Genomic DNA, 20677 nt, shown 5'->3' with positions numbered 1-20677 from the left:
CGATGTCAAAAAGAGATTATTACGATATACTTGGTGTCGCGCGTTCAGCGGACGAGAAGGAGATTAAATCAGCTTATCGCAAATTAGCGATTAAATATCACCCGGATAAAAATCCCGGTGACCATGAAGCTGAGGAAAAATTTAAGGAAGCTGCTGAGGCATACGATATCTTGAGCAATCCACAAAAACGTCAACGCTACGACCAATTTGGCCACGCCGGTAATTCAGCAAGTGGTGGCTACGGTGGTGGCGGCGGCATGAATATGGACGATATATTCAGTCAGTTCGGTGATATTTTTGGTGGTGGACATCCGTTCGAAAGCTTCTTTGGAGGTGGCGGCGGAGGTCAACGTGGAGGACGTCGCGTAGCGCGTGGAAGCAATTTACGCATTAAAGTTAAATTGACTCTTGAAGAAATCGCTAAAGGTGTTGAGAAAAAAGTTAAAGTAAACAAACAAGTTTCCTGTCATAGTTGTGAGGGCACAGGAGCAAAAGATAAATCGTCTTTCCATACCTGTAAAACCTGTGGTGGCTCAGGATCAGTACGCAGAGTGACCAACACCATCTTGGGACAAATGCAAACCACCAGCACCTGTCCTACCTGTAATGGCGAAGGTGTTGAAATTACCGCAAAATGTACAACTTGCCGAGGTGAAGGATTAGAACGCGGTGAAGAAACAATTGCGATCAATATTCCAGCAGGTGTGAGCGAAGGAATGCAGCTCTCAATGAGCGGTAAAGGTAACGCAGCTCCACGCGGCGGTATTCCGGGAGACCTGATCATATTAATCGAAGAAGTACCTCACGAAAGCTTAAAACGTGATGGCCTAAATGTCATTTATGATCTGTACATCAATTTTGTGGACGCTACATTAGGTACTAGTGTAGAAGTACCTACAATTGACGGAAAAGCCAAAATAAAAATTGAACCCGGAACGCAGGGGGGCAAAATATTACGTCTAAAAGGAAAAGGTATTCCCGAGGTCAATTCCTACCACAAAGGGGATCAACTTGTTTATGTGAATATCTGGACACCAAAAGCTGTATCCAACGAAGAAAAAGAACTATTAAATAAACTCAAAGAATCACCGAACTTCAAACCGCAGCCCGGTAAAAGTGAGAAGTCATTCTTTGAACGCATAAAAGAATATTTCGAATAAAAAGTCGGATTTAAACAACGACATGGAGAGTCCTATATCAATTGATATAGGACTCTTTTTTTGCTTTCTTACGTCAAATTGACAAATAGTTACAAAAAGTCAACACTCTTCAGACATTGTTAAAACAATAAGCAATCTATAAAAAAAAGCATAAAATTTAATCAATTGAACCACTATCATTTACGATTTTGGTAAAATATCTAGACAATATAGTGACAATAAAATAAAATAACTTTGCGATATTTGACTAATGAATTTAAAAAGTCAGAAAGTAATTACTGGCTCATCAGAACAAACTATTAAATAAAAAAGACATGAAAAAAGTTTTACTTACATTAACTGCCATTGCAGGTTTAACAATTGCAGCAAACGCACAAACTGAAAAAGGAAAAATTATGGTTGGTGGTCAAGTTGGCTTCGAAACTTCTAAAGTTAAAGATACAGACCGCAAAGATAATTCATTCTCCATCAACCCAACTGTTGGTTACTTCGTAAGTGACAACTGGGCAGTAGGTACTGGCGTTGGTTACAACTGGAGCAAAAACGAAGTTGACAAAAACCACAGTACTAAAGTTGATGCTTTTCAAGTAGCTCCATTCGTCAGAAAATACTCTGCTAATGGTCCATTAAGATTCTTTGCACAATTATCCGTACCAATGTCATGGGGAAAAGTGACAGCTGAATCAAATAACGTTGAAACAAAAAACAAATTCGAAAACTATGGTGTTGAATTAGCACCAGGATTGGCGTACTTCCCAACAAGTAAAATTGGTATCGAATTAAAAGTTAGAGGTTTATACTATAACTATAATAAAGATAAAACCAACGATATCACAACAAATACATTTGGTTTAGATGCGAACTCTTTAGCACCAACTTTAGGTGTACAGTTCCATTTCTAATAGGTAGTTGATAAGAAAGAAAGAAAGGGGCTATAGGTACTGATACTTATAGCCTTTTTTCATCATTAGGTATAGCGTTTAATAATTCGCAATTTATGGGAATAGCGATTTAGTTCCTGATTAAAAATGCCTTCATTGTCCATTCGGTCAATACGTACTTTCGCTGAGGCATGAATAATGGTATCCCGATCCAGCATAATGCCCACATGAGTAATCCGTCCATCCGCGTTGTCAAAATAAGCTAAATCCCCGACTTTAATTTCCGAGATAAAATCAACTGTCTCTCCTAGTTCTGCTTGCTGATACGCATCCCTAGGCAGAGCTATGCCAAAACAGCTATAGATCAACTGCGAAAAACCAGAACAGTCTATTCCCCACTGAGAACGTCCACCCCATAAATAGGGTGTATCCTTATAGCTCATGGCCAGTTCGGCAACTTTAGTTTCAAAATCAGCCCCAGAAAAAGAGTTGATACTGCCTTGGTAAGTCATATCCAGCTGTGCTACCCGAAACCGATCTCCCTCAGCTAAATAGAGCTTTGTACCATGGCAGAGGTATAGCCGCTCCGTACCATTCAGAAGCAAGCCTCCTTCCCTGCCAACCAGTCTTAGATCTGCGGCAAGATATTCCTCCATTTCCATAGGATCAAGCTTCCTAAACTGACCATTCTGAATCCAGCCCAAGTAACCTGTTTCTAACAGCCTTATCGATGTCCATTCCGTCTGTATTTCCAGAATTTCAAATAATTCAGCAAACAATACCTGGGAAACCATCTCACTCCGATGTGCCTGTTCCGCACGCAACGGAACGAGAGCTAACGTACAAATACCATATTTCATTGGCCCAACAAAACAAAATTGTCAAATATGTGATTATATATTATAAAACGAAGATAAATTAATTATAGTAGATATGGAGAATACAAATTTAAAATTCAAAAGAATACTCGTTGCAGTCGATGATGCTCCATGTTCAGAGAAAGCCATTCTCTATGCGAAGGAAATGGCTCAGGTATTTAACGCCTCAGTTGCGCTCGTCACGGTTATTCCGCCCACCTCACCGACTAATTTTGGAGCTGATCCCTTATTGGGTCAGCAACCGATCATTGTGCCGGAGGTATCCGAAATGGAACAGGAAAATGCGCAAAAATATCTTGAAAAATTAAGCCGCGAATTTACGGAATCGGGAGAAGTATATCTTTTCAATCGAATTGGATCCATCAAAGAGGAAATTCTTGCTGCTTCGCATGAATGGTCGGCAGATCTCATCATTATGGGATCAAATGGACGAACTGGGTTCGACCATTTTATTTCAGGTTCTGTATCGGAGTCCGTTATCCGCAAAGCTACCTGTCCGGTGCTGGTCATTCCAAGCAAATGCGATTAACGGATCTGTCCGAATTGCAATGGTCGAGATAAAATAAAGAGCCTATTCTTAGAAAAAGAATAGGCTCTTCTATATTTCTAGGCCAATCTGCTTATTTTTTGATCAATCGGGCGACAAACATACTATCCGCTCTTTCCGTATAACCATCCAGACAACGCATGCTTTCCAGTTCAAAACCTAAATTATTTAAGATGTAATCTACCACCTCTTCATTCTCAGCCTTAAATATCGAGCAGGTAATATAGATCAGTGGCTTCCCCACTTTCACATAACCGGCGACATGACTTGCAATTGTCTTCTGCAATGTGCTAAACTCCTCGATCTTGACGGTTTTAAACTGCCGGATCATCTCTGGTGTGCGCCCCCAGGTCCCGGAGCCCGTACAGGGTGCATCCAATAATACCCCGTCAAATTTTTCATTCCCCAATATGGGATATGGGTCTTTTGTCAGGTCCAGTATTTTCTTTCGGTAATGCTTAATTCCCGCCAGGTCAAATCGCTCGTCCAGATTTCGGAGGATACTCATACGAAGATCAGATACCAATAGGTTTATCGAGGGACAGGCATCCATTAACAAAAGAGATTTACCCCCGGATGCTGCGCAAGCATCCCACCAAGATTCCCTTTCCGCCGGTTTCATAAATGCAAGTGTACGCTGTGAAGATAGATCCTGCACTTCAACAAGTCCTTCTAATGTGGAAAATCGCTGCAATGAGGTACCATTCGCTAAAGCGATAGTCTGATCGTCCAATTCGTGATAGGGAATCTGATTTTCGTCCAAAATCGCACGTACGATTTTATTTTTACCCCTTTTTATTCGAATATAGAGATGTGGTTGTACCAGTTGGCTCTCCAAAAAAAGTTTGGTATCAATCTGGGGCGAAAAATATGCGGTAAATGGAAATAGATCCTCGCTTTTTATTAGTCCTTCAGATTCTAGAAAAGCAATCTTTTCGCCTACGGATAAACCCAGCTTTTCAAGATATGCAGGTTCGAGTAAGCTCACCAATGGGCTGTCTTTTTCACATAAAAACTCAGCAAGGACCAGTCGTCGCTGCTGTGACAACTGTGGGGCCGCTGCCCCCAAACGAAAATAGTTATAGCACAAACGGGAAGTAGACTTCCGATCCGAGGATCCCATCTGTTTATTTTCCTTAAAAAAAGTCGTCAAATATCGTGAAAATGGCTGATGTCCCTCAAAACCATCCATTGCACGCTCAAAATTACGTATTTGTTGGTAAACACGTTTTTCACTGAATTCAGCCATTCAAAGATTATTTTCTTTCAAATTTCTTATTGTGATAGACCATTATCCCTAAAGCTCTATTGGCATAGCCCCATTTTGGATAAAACTCAAACTTATAATCACTATTGAGCCCCGAGAATTTTTCCTGGGTGATATGGCTTACATAGTCAACACCATATTTATGGAGCAAACGGCCAAAATAAACAGCCGCATCGTAGCCCTTATAGGAAAACTCAGAAGGATCGACTTTATACAGCGATTTATAATTTGCTATAAACTTTCTCGTATCACCATCTGATTCATCGGCCAGACTCGAAGAAGTAATCGTTAAGCCATAAAAGTCCATATTTTCAAAATTTTCAAAAGAAAGCTTCGAAAAATTTGGATGTCCATACAATTTGAATTGATTACCCGGATTCAAGAAACGCTCATCCATAGCATCCAACAATCCTTTGACGAGATTCTTATTAGCTGTTCCGGACACAACATGATTCGTTCCTGCAAGTACAAGGCTATTATTGAGCTCATTGATGCTCATCACTGTTTTAATCTTTGCCTGCGCATTTGCCTTTGTAACTTCATTAGCAAAATTAACCAAAAACTGTTTGCTCTCATCATCACCGGCATCATAGATCAAAATTTGATCGCCATTATAATACTGATCGGCAACGTATTTTGCCAAGGTTTCAGCATGTGTCCGTATCGACGGTGTCATGGACACAAGGTTGGGCAGGCTAAATTCTGAAGCCATCGTTGCTGCCAATGGAGAAACCTGAAGAACATTTTTGTTGGCAAAAGTCTGCGCAAAACTTCGAATTTCCCTTGGATAGACAGGTCCGACAACAAGCGCGGCATCCTTTACTGCCGCCGCGGTTCCCAGCGACGCATTATAGGCAACATTATCGCGCGAGTCGATAACCTGCAAATCAAAAAGCATCCCGTCTTTAGCGATCTTATCCAGACCTAATTGAAAACCTTGGTAAAAATCCAGTGCCAGAGCAGAGCGCTCGACATCTTCTGTAGTCACCATTTTAGCGATGCTATTTAATTCAAACGGCAAAAGCAGTGCAATTTTATTGTTCTTAACCGAATGGCCATTTACATTTTGCACATCACCTACCTTTACGGCAGGTTTATCTTTCTCACCGTTTGGTTTAGTGACAGCAGTTTGCTGTTCGCCCCGACTAGAAGAGGGCGAACGCAATACTGTGCTTTTTTTGGTTGTACAGCTCGCTAGGCATAATGCCACGAGTGCTGCAACCCATATTTTATTCCCACTCAATCGTAGCGGGTGGTTTTGAACTGATATCATATACAACTCTGTTAATTCCTTTCACATGGTTGATAATTTCATTTGAAATTTTTGCCAACAGGTCATATGGTAGATGTATCCAATCTGCAGTCATCCCATCAAGCGATCCTACAGCTCTTAAGCTCACGACATGCTCGTAAGTACGTTCGTCACCCATTACCCCTACTGACCGTACAGGTAAAAAGATCGTACCAGCCTGCCATACTTTATCATACCAACCGGATTCTTTCAAGTTATTGATAAAGATCGCATCTGCTTCCTGAACAATCCGTACTCTTTCGGCAGTAATATCACCTAAAATACGAATGGCCAAACCTGGACCGGGGAATGGATGTCTGCCCAAAATCGCCTGATCTACCTCTAATGCCCTACCAACTCTTCTGACCTCATCTTTAAATAACGTCTTCAATGGTTCAACAACTTTCAATTTCATAAAATCAGGCAAACCGCCTACATTATGATGTGATTTTATGGTTGCTGAAGGTCCTTTAACCGAAACTGATTCAATAATATCAGGATAAATTGTACCCTGTCCCAACCACTTGGCTTCAATTCCTTCCGGTAATTCTTTTTGAATTTCCTTCGCAGCTTCGTCAAATACATCAATAAAGGAATTACCGATGATTTTACGCTTCTCCTCAGGTTCAGAAACTCCTGCCAAACGACCATAGAATAAGTCTTTTGCATTAATTCCCTTAATATTTAAACCCATATTTTTGTAAGAATCCAATACTTGCTCGTATTCATCTTTACGAAGCAAACCATGATCCACGAAAATACAATGTAATTTCTGTCCGATTGCGTGGTGTAATAAAACTGCAGCAACAGTAGAATCCACACCTCCGGATAAAGCCATGATCACATGGTCATCACCCAGCTGTTCTTTCAATGATGCTACGGTTGTCTCTACAAAAGCATCTGGAGTCCAGTCCTGCGCACAACCACAGATCCCGACAACAAAATTTTTCAATAAAATAGCACCATCCGTGCTGTGTGTTACTTCTGGATGAAACTGTATACCATAAGTGCGTGTGCCTTTTATCTGGTAAGCCGCTACGCGTACTTTATCTGTACTGGCAATGATATCAAAGTTTGCTGGCACCTCCTTAATCGTATCGCCATGCGACATCCATACTTGAGATTGTACGGGTACACCTGCCAACAATTCATTTTCACTATTGAGAAATTGCAGATTTGCACGACCATATTCACGGATTTCAGATGGCAATACATCTCCACCTGATTGTTGAGCAATGTACTGTGCACCATAACACACCCCTAAAAGAGGAAAGCGCTCCTGAATAGCGACAAAATCAATTTGAGGTGCATCATCTTGTCGAACCGAAAAGGGGCTTCCGGAGAATATAACACCTTTCACAGATTCGTCAAAATCTGGCAATTTATTAAACGGGTGTATCTCACAATACACATTTAGTTCTCTGACACGTCTTGCAATTAATTGCGTGTACTGAGACCCGAAGTCTAGAATGATAATTTTTTCTGGCATGCTGCAAAGGTAAGTATTACGAATGAATTATTAAATGTCAAATCAGGAAATAATACCTGCTTTTAGCAGTTCAATTTCCATCTCTTTTTGTAATTTCAAGGCTTCCTCACGCGCGCGTTCCGCAAAATCACGTCCTTTTGAAGCATATATAATTCCTCTGGTACTATTCACCAAAAGTCCACAATCTCTATTCATCCCATATTTACAAACATCTTCTAGCGAGCCGCCCTGTGCACCTACCCCCGGCACCAATAGAAAATGTTCCGGTGCATGTTCACGAATCTTAATAAAGCCTTCTCCCCTTGTCGCCCCCACTACATACATTAAATTGTCTATATTCCCCCAAGTATTTACTTTGTCAATAACCTGCTCAAATAACTGAAGCCCTTCCTTATTCTCAAAATTCTGAAAGTCCCGGCTGCCTTCATTTGATGTTAATGCCAGTACAATAGCCCACTTATCCTTGAAATCCAAAAACGGTGTGACCGAATCTTTCCCCATGTAAGGAGCAATGGTAATACTGTCGAATCCCAGACCTGAATTTGACTCATCAAAAAATGCCATTGCGTAACGGCCTGAGGTATTTCCGATATCGCCCCGTTTGGCATCAGCGATACTAAAACAGTCTTTCGGTAATGCAGCCCAAGTTTTTTGAAGCGACTGCCATCCCTTTAGTCCGTAACATTCATAAAAGGCGATATTTGGTTTATAAGCGACACATAAATCAGCTGTAGCATCTATAATTGCTTTATTAAAACTATAGATCGGGTCCTCATCATCCAAAAGATGCTCAGGAATCTTAGTAAGGTCTGTGTCCAATCCGACACATAAAAACGAACGTTTCTCTTTAATTTGATTAATAAGTTCTGCTCTGGTCATGCTAATGTATAGATCGTAATTATTTATTGATTAAATCTTGAATAAAGGTTGCCACATCGGGTGTAGAATAATCGGCCATACCCTCATGCCGTGTCGCTAAGTTGCCGTTCTTATCCAAAATAACTGTGCTTGGAATAGACTCCGAAAGCCATTCTTTAGGAATATCACTGTTCGGATAACTAATTGGCAGGGTTAACTTCTCATTCTTGACAAAAGCAGCAGCCTTCTCTTTATCACCCTCTATCTCCACAATCAGAAATACAATATTCGGATTGTCCTTAAATTTATCGTAAAGCACATTAATAGAAGGCATCTCGGCTCTGCATGGCCCACACCAAGTCGCCCAAAAGTTGATAAAAACGACCTTACCCTTTAAGTCCGCTACTTGAATGGTTTCGCCCAAAGGATTAACAAAAGAAACGGTGTTGCTCACAGGTTTTGCTACAGCATCAATCGGCTCCGCAACCTGTTTTGGTACTTCCAATTTCGGTTTAAATAAACCGATCTTCATCAACAGCTGTTGAAAATAACTCCTGCTGGTCGGCCATATCAATAAACCAATGAACAGCACAAACACAACATTGCCAATTATCTTTTTTGTTTTTGGATTCATAAAGAATAATTACGGCAGATTAAGCGTCAAATTTGTCCAACAATTTTAGCAAAGTCGCAAAGTCTTTTGGATAAGGCGCCTCAAACACCATCTTCACACCGTTCAATTCAAACTCAACATGTTTGGCATGTAGGGCAAAACGTTTCATAATTGGTTGCTCCTCCTCGTCCTTGGATAAGGTATAGCCCCTTTTCTTTATTTGTGACAAATAAACGGGTTTACCGCGGTACATACTATCCCCTACGATTGCAGCGTGCTGCGTTGCCAAGTGGATACGGATTTGGTGCATACGTCCGGTAATCGGTTTACACTCCACCAAGGTGTAATTCTTATAGTATTTAAGCGAATTAAAGATCGTTTCGGCTGGTTTACCATTGGCACGGTCAATAGAGACACTTTTGTTGCCCTGATTCAAAATAGGCAAATCAACCACGAGATCCTGAAAAGTGTGTGTACCACCAATGATTGCATGGTAGATCTTGTTAACTCTCCTTTTTTCGAATGCAATTGAAATCGAGCGGTAAGTTTCCGGATTTTTCGCAATCAACAAAATACCTGAAGTCTCCTTATCCAAACGATGGCAGACTTGAGCGTCAGCATGATATTTCTTTGCCAAACGGAGAATGTTAATCTCTCCCCCCTCCCTTTCGTCCAAAGAAGCAACAAAAGGTGGTTTATTTATAACAATCAAATTTTCATCCTCATGGATTATTAATTCTGAAAATTTGGGAAATTTAAATAGACGGGTTTCATTCTGTATCATTTGACAAAAATACAAAACACAAGGCAGAATATTGGCCAATGTATGATAAAAACCTTACTTTTGGGTTTACAATATAAGTTAAGATGTCTGTAAACAAAGAAATAAAAAGAGTAAGCACAGCGATGCTGCAAGCAATGAAAGAACGTCAGGAGAAGATTTCGATGCTGACCAGCTATGATTACTCCATGGCCCAAATGGTAGACAGTGCCGGTGTGGATGTTATTCTGATCGGAGATTCTGCAGCCAATGTATTTGCTGGCTATGAAACCACCCTACCCATCACGCTCGACAATATGATCTACCATGCAGCGGCCGTTGCACGGGGCACTGAACGCGCCATGGTCTTGGCAGATTTACCTTTTGGTAGCTACCAGGGTTCTGCAAACGAAGCCTACAACGCAGCTGTACGCATGATGAAAGAATCCGGTGCCCATGCCCTGAAATTGGAAGGCGGTCTTGAAATTATTGAAAATATCAAAAAGATTATTTCCGGCGGAATCCCAGTTTGTGGGCATCTGGGTTTAACGCCACAGTCCATTAACAAATTTGGAAATTTTGGTGTCCGTGCCAAGGAAGAACAAGAAGCAGCCAAACTTATTGAAGATGCACTGGCCCTACAAGAAGTGGGCTGTTTTGCCATTGTATTGGAGAAAATTCCAGCAGCTTTAGCCAAAACGGTAACCGAAAAATTGGATATTCCAACAATCGGAATAGGTGCAGGTGCCGATTGCGATGGCCAAGTATTGGTCATTAATGACATGTTGGGGATGAATGCGGATTTTAAGCCCAAGTTTATGCGACATTTTGCCAATCTTCACGAGCAGATTACAACAGCGGTGAGCAATTACGTTGCTGAAGTCAAGGCTGTCCAGTATCCAAATGCAGAAGAACAATATTAACAAAGCATCATGAAATTGTTGATCGTTGGACTAATTCTCCTAGCTGCTTATCTTCTGATCCGGAAAAAATTTAATTTTTCCGGATCAGAAGATATAAATTCCAAAAATTTAAAATCGGGCTTCCAATTGATCGAAGCACCCGCTGCACTCATTCAATCCACCCTCAAGAAAACAATCTCCAATGTCATTATGGGTGTGGTACTTATTCTCATTACGATATTACTCTTTGTAAAAATCAAAATTGTATTGTTTCTGCTTCCAATCGCCTTTTTTTTAATTGGTTACCTTTTTCTTTTCAACAATCACTTCCGCAAGATCAAGAGTCAGCAGATATGGTTTAACGCCAAAACAAATGAGGTTTTTGTGGAACAGCTTCGTGCGGATAATTATACTTTCAATATTTTCCGGGACATTCAGGGCGTACAACAGGTTGAGTCCATTCAGACCACCAGAGGTCTGCTCTATGGTTACTATAGGATCAAATTAAAAGATCACATCCTGGAGATCCCGTATCTGCTGTCCGAAAATAAACCGGCCAATAACCTGTTCTTTGATACCATCAGCCAAAACTTTAAAATAGACATACAGAAAAGAATTTTCCCAATCATTTAATATTAAGTAAATTGCAAATCCAAAAGGAATATAGTATATTTAAACTTATCAATAATGTATTGTTAAAACCAAAATATTTTATACTATGGGAAAAGGTGATATCAAAACCAGAAGAGGAAAAATATCAAACGGTTCTTTTGGAAAAAGAAGACCACATTTATCGAAAGCTTCCATCAAACCAAAAGTAGATGATTCGACGCAAAAAGAAGTCGAAAAGAAAACAGTCAAAGCGAAAAAATAATAAGCATAAAGCTAGAACAGGTTTCTAGCTTTTTTTATAGCCGGCATATTGCGCCATCAACGGATAGATGGTTGCTTCGTATTGTAAAATCCTTTTGACAACCGGTTTCATCATTAGAATAAACCTATCTTTATCCGTCAAATCAAAAACCACATAAGGACTATACCACAATGAATAAAAAAACGACCATCTACATCCTTCTAGCCTGTGCTGTTATCGGAGGTGGATATTTCCTCATAAATTCAAAAAAAGACAAGAAAGAAAGTGGCCAATCTGCTGTCAAAAAAGATGCTCCTGTCGCCGCGCAAGCGATTATTGCGAAGTCATCCGTAGCAGATCGGTCGATCAATTTATCTGGGAGTATCGATGCCGAAGAAAAAGTTGAAATCAGAAGCGAGGTCAATGGTCGAATTACAAAAATTTACTTTTCCGAGGGGCAACGTATCCAACAGGGACAGCCGTTGATCAAGATTGATGATATTGAACTTCAGGCACAACTGAAGCAAGCACAAACGACAAATCAGCTTAATGCAGAAAATGAGCGTAGGGCAAAACTATTACTTCAGAAAGGCGCAATCAGTCAGGAAGAATTTGACATTGCCAGTGCGGCGTTAAAAACTGCACAGGCGCAGATCCAGTTGATTCAGGCGCAGATTTCCAAGACAACCGTGCGCGCACCATTCAGCGGTATGATCGGCTTAAGAAACATTTCCGTAGGTGCGATCGTCTCATCCAATACCCTAATCGCAAATTTAGTCAAAGACAATTCAGTCAAGATTACATTTGCCATTCCTGAAAAATACAGTAATATGGTTAAGTTAAATGCCCCGATCGAATTTAGCGTCGCCAATGATCCAACAGTCATAAAAGCAAATATTTACGCGATCGAACCTGAAGTATCCCTTGACACCCGAACATTGACTGTCCGTGCCCGGACAGCGAACGAACAAGGTCGGCTTCGGGTAGGGTCCTTCGTCAATGTTATCCTGCCGATTGAAGTAGAAAATGATGCTATCGCCATCCCAACGGAGGCCATCGTTCCTGTTCAAGACGGAAAAAAAGTATTTATCCTTCAGAATGGGCTGGCTAAAGAAACCAAAGTTGAAACCGGTTCGCGCACGGATAAAGAGATTGTAATTTTATCTGGAATAAGTGCCGGAGACACGGTACTGACAACAGGTGTTCTCGCATTAAAAGATGGAGTGAAGGTTAAAGTTTCACTAGCTAACTAACTGTACATGAATTTATCCGCCGTTTTTATAAAGCGCCCCGTTTTAACCATTGTTGTCAATATCACAATTATTCTATTTGGCTACATTGGCTTTAGTTTTCTAGGCGTTCGTGAATACCCCTCCATTGATCCGGCCATCGTATCGGTTCGTACCAACTATGCTGGTGCCAATCCCGACATTATCGAGTCCCAGATCACTGAACCTCTGGAAAAGGCGATCAACTCCATCGATGGAATTCGCAACATATCCTCTTCGAGCAATCAGGGATCAAGCAATATTACAATTGAATTCGATTTAAAGAAAAATCTGGAAGAAGCTGCCAACGATGTGCGTGACAAAGTATCGCAGGCTGTCAGAAGCCTGCCTCAAGATATTGACGCCCCTCCTGTCGTATCAAAAGCAGATGCAGACTCCGACCCGATCATTACGCTGACTCTACAGAGTGAAACCAGAGATAAGCTTTCACTGAGTGATTACGCTGAAAACGTTATTTCCGAAAGGCTACAGACTATTCCCGGGGTCAGTAGCACGCAAATTTATGGTCAGAAACGTTATGCTATGCGCCTCTGGCTCAATCCCGACCGAATGGCTGCCTACGGCATTACCGCTTCCGATGTCCGGACTGCGTTGAACAACCAAAATATTGAACTCCCTTCTGGTAAAATTGTTGGTAATACCACTGAATTAACTGTAAAAACAGTTGGCAACCTTTCCACTCCCGAGCAGTTTAACAACATTGTCCTAAAAGCAGATAGCACACGACTGGTCAAATTTATTGACATCGGCCGTGCTGAAATTGACGCTGAAAATTTAGAGACAAAAATGGTTAGTAACGGTAAACAGCTGGTCGGTGTGGCCATTATTCCTCAACCGGGAACAAATTACCTGGATATCGCCGATAATTTTTACAAGATGCTGGATCAGATGAAAGAGGATATTCCTCAGGATATCAGCATCAATATCGCTTCTGACAATACCAAATTCATCAAAAAGTCCGTTGTTGAGGTAGCGGAGACCTTACTGATCTCCATTATATTAGTTACACTGATCATCTATTTTTTCTTCCGTGACTGGGGAATAGCTCTACGGCCCTTATTGGATATCCCCGTATCACTGATCGCAACTTTTTTCATCATGTACATTTTTGGGTTTTCGATCAATGTGCTTACCCTACTGGCGATTGTTTTGGCAACAGGACTCGTCGTGGATGACGGAATTGTCGTCACCGAGAATATTTTTAAGAAGGTTGAAGAAGGCATGTCTCCTATTGAAGCTGCTTTAAAGGGTTCAAAAGAGATTTTCTTTGCGGTCATTTCCATTTCAGTCACACTTGCTTCTGTTTTCTTACCGGTGATATTTCTGGAAGGCTTCGTCGGTCGTCTGTTTCGTGAATTCGGGGTGGTTATAGCTTCGGCCGTCCTGGTATCGGCCTTCGTTTCCCTAACCTTGACCCCCATGCTCAATGCTTACCTGATCAAAGGTGGAGGACATAAAAAGACCCGCTTTTATGAATGGACCGAACCTATGTTCGTGAAAATGAATAAGGGGTATGCCAATAGCCTAGATAAGTTCATGAAGATCAAATGGATCAGCTTCCCGATCTTACTGGTCTGTTTTGCCATTATTGGAGTGATCTTCTCTTCCATCAAAAAAGAAACCGCCCCTTATGACGACCGAAGTAGCATTATGGTCAATGTCACAGGTCCCGAGGGAGCCACTTATGAATATATGGACCGTTACATGCAAGAACTGGACAAGCTCGTTTACGATTCCATTCCGGAAAATAAGATTAGTTTAAATATCACTTCTCCGGGTTTTGGCGCCAGTTCCGTCAACTCCGGACGGATTCGTATGACCCTGGTCGATCCGGAAGAACGTACAAAGTCGCAGGATGATGTTGCAAAAGAGCTAACCAAATGGACAAAAAAATACGATGGCGTGCGTGTCAATGTTTCGCAGACACCAACCATTTCCATGAACCGTAGAGGTGGTTTACCGGTACAGTACATTATTCAGGCACAAAATTTTGAAAAGCTCCAGGAGAAGATCCCGGAGTTTATGAATGAAGTGAATAATGATCCTACATTTTCAACAACGGATATCAACCTGAAGTTTAACAAACCCGAACTTCATGTCGAAATTGATCGTTTAAAAGCCTTGAGTATGGGTGTGTCCGTACTTGATGTCTCTCAGTCTCTTCAGCTGTTGTTAAGCGGTCAGCGTTTCGCTTATTTTATGCGTGACGGAAAGCAATATCAAGTAATCGGACAGGTGGAAAACGATAGACGGGCCACGCCAACAGATCTAACCTCAATTTATGTCCACAATAATATCGGACAGCTCATCCAATTGGATAACGTCGTCAATGTCAAAGAAGAAAGCAGTCCGCCACAACTTTACCACAATAACCGTTACATGTCAGCTACTGTTTCCGCCGGACTTGCACCCGGTATGAGTATGAGCGATGGCATCGCTGCGATGGACCGTATCAAGGAGAACGTACTGGATCAGAGTTTTACAACCGACCTTAGTGGCGAATCCCGCGATTTTGTGGAAAGTAGCTCCAATACCCTATTTGCTTTTGGGTTAGCCCTGTTGCTGATCTATTTGATATTGGCGGCTCAATTTGAAAGCTTCCTCGATCCATTTATCATTATCCTTACCGTGCCGATGGCAGTAGCAGGTGCCCTGATTAGTTTATGGCTATTTGATCAGACCTGGAATATATTCAGCCAGATCGGAACCATTATGCTGATCGGCCTGGTGACGAAAAACGGTATTTTAATTGTTGAATTTGCCAATCAGATGCGGGAAGAGGGTATGGAAAAATTTGAGGCTATCATGCATTCGGCCGAGTCTCGCCTGCGACCTATTTTAATGACCAGTCTAGCCATCGCACTAGGCGCCTTGCCAATTGCCATGTCCCTGGGAGCCGCCTCGACAAGCCGTATTGGTATGGGAGTTGTTATTGTTGGCGGTACCATATTTTCGTTGATACTGACCTTGTTCATTATCCCTGCAATCTATTACATGTGGTCAAAACCGAAGAAACACAGACCTGAATTTGATAACATTAAAAGCTACGAATAGATCAGACATGAAGAGAAATATAATCATCACACTGTTGCTTAGCTTCATCCTGTTTCAAGCCCGTGCGCAACAAGTACTAACGCTGGAGGAGGCTTTGACAACCACCCTGAGCAACAACTTCAATATCCTGTTGGCAAAAAATGACTACAAAATAGATATCGAAAATACAAGTCTCGGTAGTGCCGGAATGCTCCCTGCGGTCACCGGAAGCTTTAGCCGGAGCAATTCTATTCAAAATTCCCGTCAGGTAAGAAATGACGGACAGGTGCAGCAGATCTCCAACGCCAAGAACGACAACATGTCCTATGGAGTCAATCTTAACTGGACAGTATTTGACGGATTTGGTATGTTTGCCCGTCGCGATAGATTCAAAGAAATACAGCGCCAAGGTGAAGCCGAAATCAAATTTGAAGTGATCAGTCAGTTAAGCGAGGTCATTGCCACCTATTACAACCTGGTACAGCAAAAACGTTTATTGAATGCCTTAGACACGACCATTACGCTATCTCAATATCGTGTCACGCTGGCCGAAAACCGTCTGGAAATCGGAAAGGGATCCAAACTGGATCTGTTGAATGCAAAAGTCGACCTAAATACAGATCAGACCAATTTACTCCGTCAACGCGAGAGCTTCCAAAATACCAAGACCTACTTGAATCAGCTAATGACCCGCGATCTGGACATCGATTTCCAGGTCGAAGATGAGATGAAACTGGATACGGATCTTAAATTGGGTGATCTGATCCAGATAGCGGATCAGCAAAATCCACAAATTCAATTGGCACTCATCAATAAAAGAGTCGCTGAACTGAATCTAAAATCCGTCAAAGCGGAACGTTATCCCAAAATCGGACTGAATACAGGGTATAATTGGAATGAATCCCACTCCTCTTTGGGTTTCTCGACTGAAAACAAAAATAAAGGGCTCAACTATGGTGTGACGGCTTCACTGAATATTTTCAACGGCTTTATCCAAAACAGAAATGAACGAATCGCGAAATTTCAGATGCAAAGCACAGAAATACAGATACAGCAGCAAAAACAAAATATACAGGCACAAGTTCGGACACTCTTCCAAACCTATATGACTAATATCGAATTGGCGAACGTAGAAAAAAAGAACGAAGAGCTGGCCAAAGAAAATCTAAACATTACCATGGATAAGTTTCGTATCGGAACGATTACGACCTTGGAAGTAAGGACAGCACAGTTGAATTACATCAATGCAATGACCAGGAGCTATACGGCGCAGTACGATGCGAAAGTTTCAGAAATACGCCTGAAGGAACTCACTGGCGAAACCTATTAACTATGATAGACAATCCTTTCAGTATGAATTGCCAAGAGAAAGGCTCCTACGAATGTAGGAGCCTTTCTTATTAATAGTCAATTGCAATAATCGACCGAAGCGGGATTAATACCCCACTTTTAATCTGGATATATCTATCGGTTAATGACCACACTGTGGTTTCGATACGCTTTGGTCCGGAATCTGTTTGAAAGGCTATTTCAGTTTTGGACTTAAATTCATTTCCCAACCGAAGGGCCCCTTTCAATTTATCCATAAACGTTGCTGACTTATCTTCGCTCGCAGGGATAAATTTAAATTGAGGAATTTCCTCTTTAGCTATTAGTTCTCCAACCATAATATTAGCATTTAATGTGTAAATTTAATGTTTCGCGCTACACTAGATATAACGCGATAAAACCAATCTTATTTTATTATTTTATGCCATTGGCTTATTTAAATCTACCTAATCTGATGATAATAATCAATTAAATAATTGAAAACTATCATTTATTTTACAATAAAAAAACGATTGGCGGTTTTCGCTTTTTTCTTCCGTTAATGCCTGAAATTTGCCATGCAATACAATATTATCTGAATATCTTAAAATTATGTCATTTCATTTTGATTTAAGGGATCAAATCAGTCATATTGCCTAATTTTGCAAAAAAACTACACAACAGATGGAAAAATCAGTCTTTGAGAAAAACTGGGAAATTTATTTCACACAATGTTACTCCAATGGTCGTATACGTTTCTCCGACTTATCAAATATTCTTCAGCTTACTGCTGGCGAGCATGCAACTAATATCGGTTTCGGTTTTAAGGAAATGGCCAAACACAACCAAACCTGGGTGCTCAGCAGAATGCGTATTGAAATCAACAGACTGCCCAAATGGATGGACATTGTTCAGATAAGAACATGGATACAGGAACTGGAAGGTGCGCGCTCTACGCGTAATTTTGAAATTCGGGTAAATGGACAAGTATATGTCACGGCCACAAGCTATTGGGCGGTGATCAATACGGTTAAAAGAAGTTCTGAGGATCTGGCCATTTCTACAGATGATTTTACAACTTATCCGGATCGCCCTGCTACACAACGACCTTTCTCAAAATTGGATATTTCTCAATCTGTCAAAAATATTGATCAATATAGCGTCAAGTTATCCGATCTTGATATTGTCAACCATGCCAATAATGTCAAATACCTGGACTGGTGTATGGATAGACTGCCAATCGAACTGGTTCTGACAAATCAGATCAAATCGTTGGAGATGAATTACCTCAGAGAACTTCGTTATAATGACACAGTTGACATTAATGGGGATTCGACCGACAAGGGCTATTTCATGACCGTCACAAAACAACAACGTATTCATTTTGCACTGGAGGTAGAGACAAAATAAAAGCGGAGGCCAAGGCCTCCGCTTTTATTTGACACAACGCATAGGTATTATGCGAATGCTTTATCACCTTTTTTGTACGGAAAGTTTCCGTCATATTTTCCGGGGATTTTAACAAAACGCAATGCTTTTGTACAACCTAATTCCGAATTAAAGAAACCCGTCAATGTCAATTGTTTAAACATCGTGAACCAGTGTGGTGGATCATTTTCTACGTAATTATACAATTGATTTTGTTTTTCTTTATTTTTCTCCAGGATATCTTTTTGCTCTTCGCCCTGTTTCTTGTTAAACTCGTTTGCTTCTTTATCCAAAGCTGCAGCTACCGCTGTCCGATCTTCAGCTGAAAGTTCAAGGAAAGGTTTTCCCTTCACTTCTTTCGCTTTATCATCCAAACTAGCAAAACCAGTTAAAAATGCTTTTTGCTGCTTTTCTGTGTAACAGTCACGGACCATTACAGGAATAAAGCTTCCTACACCAGCTTCTTTCGCTCCAGGAGTAGCTGTTGCAGGTAAAATAGCCTCAGCTAAATCGCCCAACAAATCTGTCGTTTTTGCTTCAAATAAGCCTTCCACATCCTTTGTAGCCGAACGCGTACAGCCTTCCAAAAATAAATTGGCGCCGATAACAGTACCTCCTAAAATCAAGGCAACCCGTTGTAATGCTTCTCTTCTATTCATACTACTAAATATCTTAATTTTAGAAATTATATTTCATTTCCCAACCTTGTCTGTAATTACGTTTGACATACTGATTCACATGATCAAAGTTTGTCACACGCATATTGTCATTATCCCATAACAATTTTAGATTACGTCCTGGATATTTTCCATCTAAACGTAAATCAGCGCCTCTAATTGCTAGGTTAGCCATCAACAAAGCTTCAGTTAATGGACCAGCAATTTCAAATGGTGAACTTACTTCTTTTTTACCATAACCAGCTTGACAAGCTTCCACCCATTGTGCATAGTGACCAGCTTCTTGTCCGGGTACACGAGCATATTTCTGCGCAACTTGATCTTTTCTTGATGTTGGTAACAAACGTGCATTTTGACCGTAAGTATCAGCCAAGATCTTACCTTTGGTACCGACCAACAAGATGCCGTTACCACCGTCACCAAAGATTTCATTCGGACCTAATTCATCCGGACGTGCAGGTTGAATACCACCGTCCATCCAATGTAATGTTACAGGACCATTTGTACGCGGAGTTTTAGGGAACGTCAATGTCGCATGACTTGACGGCGGACAGCTTTCTGGGAAATAACCACGTTTGAATTCATCCACATAAACAGAACCTACTGTTGCCTGTACATCTTGTACATAAGTCAGGCCTAAGGTGCTGAAAGGAACTTCCAATAAGTGGCAACCCATATCACCAAGTGCTCCGGTACCATAATCCCACCAGCCGCGCCAGTTGAATGGTACCAATTTATCCACATACTCTTTGTATGGGGCAGTTCCCAACCAAAGATCCCAGTCCAGCTCTTTCGGAATTTCCGCTTTACCCGTTGGCCATGCAATTCCTGAAGGCCACACCGGACGGTCAGTCCAACAGTATACCGTGTGTACATCGCCGATTAAACCAGCTTCGTACCACTCACGGACAAAACGAGGACCATCATTTGATGCACCCTGATTTCCCATTTGGGTAACCACTTTGTATTTCTTGGCAGCATGCGTCAGTGCTCTTGCTTCCCAAACATCATGAGTCAACGGTTTCTGAACATAAACGTGCTTGCCCAGTTGCATTGCCGCCAATGCCTGGATTGCGTGCTGATGATCCGGAGTCGAAACAGAAACAGCCTCAATGCGTTTATGTTCTTTGTCCAACATCTCACGATAATCTTTATAATATTTTGCTTTTGGGTAACGTTTCAATGCTCCAGCAGCACGACGATCATCCACATCACATAAGAACGCCAGATCCGCTTTGCCTGAATCATGAAATGCGTTAATGTCGCTGAACCCTTTACCACCTACACCTATACCAGCCACTTGTAACTTGTCACTAGGAGCAATGAAACCATTTCCTCCTAATACATGACGAGGAACGATCATGAAAGCTGCCGCAGCAGTTGCCGCAGTCTTTAAAAAATCTCTTCTACTCGACTTATTTGAGTTATTTTCCATTTGTTATC

General features: G+C 41.2%; 20 protein-coding genes. 10 read left to right on the top strand and 10 right to left on the bottom strand.

From position 1 onward, the window contains the following. The first annotated feature begins 2 nt into the window (after positions 1 to 2). Together dnaJ and G6053_RS12050 are read left to right on the top strand one after the other, a co-directional pair. The gene (dnaJ, locus tag G6053_RS12055; RefSeq protein ID WP_165306603.1) at positions 3 to 1160 is read left to right on the top strand and encodes a molecular chaperone DnaJ; all 1158 of its coding nucleotides are present in this window, start codon (positions 3 to 5) and stop codon (positions 1158 to 1160) included. Between the two features lie 314 nt (positions 1161 to 1474). Next, the gene (locus tag G6053_RS12050; RefSeq protein ID WP_108631981.1) at positions 1475 to 2062 is read left to right on the top strand and encodes an outer membrane beta-barrel protein; all 588 of its coding nucleotides are present in this window, start codon (positions 1475 to 1477) and stop codon (positions 2060 to 2062) included. Between the two features lie 65 nt (positions 2063 to 2127). Here G6053_RS12050 and G6053_RS12045 read toward each other — a convergent pair whose 3' ends face one another. After that, entirely contained in the window at positions 2128 to 2901 is a 774-nt protein-coding gene (locus tag G6053_RS12045; RefSeq protein WP_108631982.1) for a C40 family peptidase, read from the bottom strand. Positions 2902 to 2974: 73 nt separating this feature from the next. Between G6053_RS12045 and G6053_RS12040 the strand changes: the two genes are divergently transcribed. Continuing rightward, a complete protein-coding gene (locus tag G6053_RS12040; protein WP_165306602.1) occupies positions 2975 to 3448 on the top strand; it encodes a universal stress protein in 474 nt (157 codons plus the stop codon). Between the two features lie 91 nt (positions 3449 to 3539). Here the strand turns inward: G6053_RS12040 and G6053_RS12035 are convergent, their stop codons facing one another. Genes G6053_RS12035 through G6053_RS12010 form a run of 6 tightly spaced genes read right to left on the bottom strand, consistent with a single transcriptional unit; the run spans position 3540 to position 9768 of the window. After that, the gene (locus G6053_RS12035; protein ID WP_165306601.1) at positions 3540 to 4715 is read right to left on the bottom strand and encodes an RsmB/NOP family class I SAM-dependent RNA methyltransferase; all 1176 of its coding nucleotides are present in this window, start codon (positions 4713 to 4715) and stop codon (positions 3540 to 3542) included. Between the two features lie 7 nt (positions 4716 to 4722). After that, positions 4723 to 6006 (bottom strand): ABC transporter substrate-binding protein, encoded by a 1284-nt coding sequence (locus G6053_RS12030; protein ID WP_165306600.1) that lies wholly within the window; start codon positions 6004 to 6006, stop codon positions 4723 to 4725. Then, positions 5963 to 7513 (bottom strand): glutamine-hydrolyzing GMP synthase, encoded by a 1551-nt coding sequence (gene guaA / locus G6053_RS12025; protein WP_165306599.1) that lies wholly within the window; start codon positions 7511 to 7513, stop codon positions 5963 to 5965. The genes G6053_RS12030 and guaA overlap by 44 nt, the downstream gene beginning before the upstream one ends. 42 nt (positions 7514 to 7555) lie before the next feature. Next, on the bottom strand, positions 7556 to 8392 hold the full coding sequence (pyrF, locus tag G6053_RS12020; RefSeq protein WP_165306598.1) for an orotidine-5'-phosphate decarboxylase: 837 nt from the start codon (positions 8390 to 8392) through the stop codon (positions 7556 to 7558). A gap of 19 nt (positions 8393 to 8411) precedes the next feature. Beyond that, complete coding sequence (locus tag G6053_RS12015; protein ID WP_165306597.1) at positions 8412 to 9005, bottom strand: TlpA disulfide reductase family protein; 594 nt, start codon at positions 9003 to 9005, stop codon at positions 8412 to 8414. Between the two features lie 19 nt (positions 9006 to 9024). Next, positions 9025 to 9768, bottom strand: coding sequence for an RluA family pseudouridine synthase (locus G6053_RS12010; protein ID WP_165306596.1), 744 nt, complete (start codon positions 9766 to 9768; stop codon positions 9025 to 9027). 83 nt (positions 9769 to 9851) lie between these two features. On the opposite strand from G6053_RS12010, the gene panB reads away from it, so the two are divergent. The 6 genes from panB to G6053_RS11980 all read left to right on the top strand — a co-directional run bounded on the left by panB (position 9852) and on the right by G6053_RS11980 (position 17151). Continuing rightward, the gene (gene panB, locus G6053_RS12005; protein ID WP_108631990.1) at positions 9852 to 10667 is read left to right on the top strand and encodes a 3-methyl-2-oxobutanoate hydroxymethyltransferase; all 816 of its coding nucleotides are present in this window, start codon (positions 9852 to 9854) and stop codon (positions 10665 to 10667) included. A 9-nt stretch (positions 10668 to 10676) separates the two neighbouring features. Beyond that, the gene (locus G6053_RS12000) at positions 10677 to 11279 is read left to right on the top strand and encodes a hypothetical protein (protein WP_165306595.1); all 603 of its coding nucleotides are present in this window, start codon (positions 10677 to 10679) and stop codon (positions 11277 to 11279) included. Positions 11280 to 11364: 85 nt separating this feature from the next. Next, complete coding sequence (locus G6053_RS11995; protein ID WP_108631992.1) at positions 11365 to 11520, top strand: 30S ribosomal protein THX; 156 nt, start codon at positions 11365 to 11367, stop codon at positions 11518 to 11520. 170 nt (positions 11521 to 11690) lie between these two features. Next, positions 11691 to 12752 (top strand): efflux RND transporter periplasmic adaptor subunit, encoded by a 1062-nt coding sequence (locus G6053_RS11990; protein ID WP_165306594.1) that lies wholly within the window; start codon positions 11691 to 11693, stop codon positions 12750 to 12752. A 6-nt stretch (positions 12753 to 12758) separates the two neighbouring features. Further along, on the top strand, positions 12759 to 15842 hold the full coding sequence (locus tag G6053_RS11985) for an efflux RND transporter permease subunit (RefSeq protein ID WP_165306593.1): 3084 nt from the start codon (positions 12759 to 12761) through the stop codon (positions 15840 to 15842). A 7-nt stretch (positions 15843 to 15849) separates the two neighbouring features. Then, positions 15850 to 17151, top strand: a complete 1302-nt coding sequence (locus G6053_RS11980; protein ID WP_165306592.1) for a TolC family protein — start codon at positions 15850 to 15852, stop codon at positions 17149 to 17151. Between the two features lie 70 nt (positions 17152 to 17221). Here the strand turns inward: G6053_RS11980 and G6053_RS11975 are convergent, their stop codons facing one another. After that, positions 17222 to 17488, bottom strand: coding sequence for a hypothetical protein (locus G6053_RS11975; RefSeq protein ID WP_172394354.1), 267 nt, complete (start codon positions 17486 to 17488; stop codon positions 17222 to 17224). Between the two features lie 325 nt (positions 17489 to 17813). On the opposite strand from G6053_RS11975, the gene G6053_RS11970 reads away from it, so the two are divergent. After that, positions 17814 to 18539, top strand: a complete 726-nt coding sequence (locus G6053_RS11970; protein WP_165306591.1) for an acyl-ACP thioesterase domain-containing protein — start codon at positions 17814 to 17816, stop codon at positions 18537 to 18539. Positions 18540 to 18586: 47 nt separating this feature from the next. Here G6053_RS11970 and G6053_RS11965 read toward each other — a convergent pair whose 3' ends face one another. Next, positions 18587 to 19216 (bottom strand): gluconate 2-dehydrogenase subunit 3 family protein, encoded by a 630-nt coding sequence (locus tag G6053_RS11965; RefSeq protein ID WP_165306590.1) that lies wholly within the window; start codon positions 19214 to 19216, stop codon positions 18587 to 18589. A 19-nt stretch (positions 19217 to 19235) separates the two neighbouring features. Further along, a complete protein-coding gene (locus G6053_RS11960) occupies positions 19236 to 20669 on the bottom strand; it encodes a Gfo/Idh/MocA family oxidoreductase (RefSeq protein WP_108631998.1) in 1434 nt (477 codons plus the stop codon). Positions 20670 to 20677 lie beyond the last annotated feature (8 nt).

Source organism: Sphingobacterium sp. DR205 (assembly GCF_011064245.1).
Classification (GTDB): Bacteria; Bacteroidota; Bacteroidia; order Sphingobacteriales; family Sphingobacteriaceae; genus Sphingobacterium; species Sphingobacterium athyrii.
This window is presented reverse-complemented; position numbering and strand designations above follow the sequence as displayed.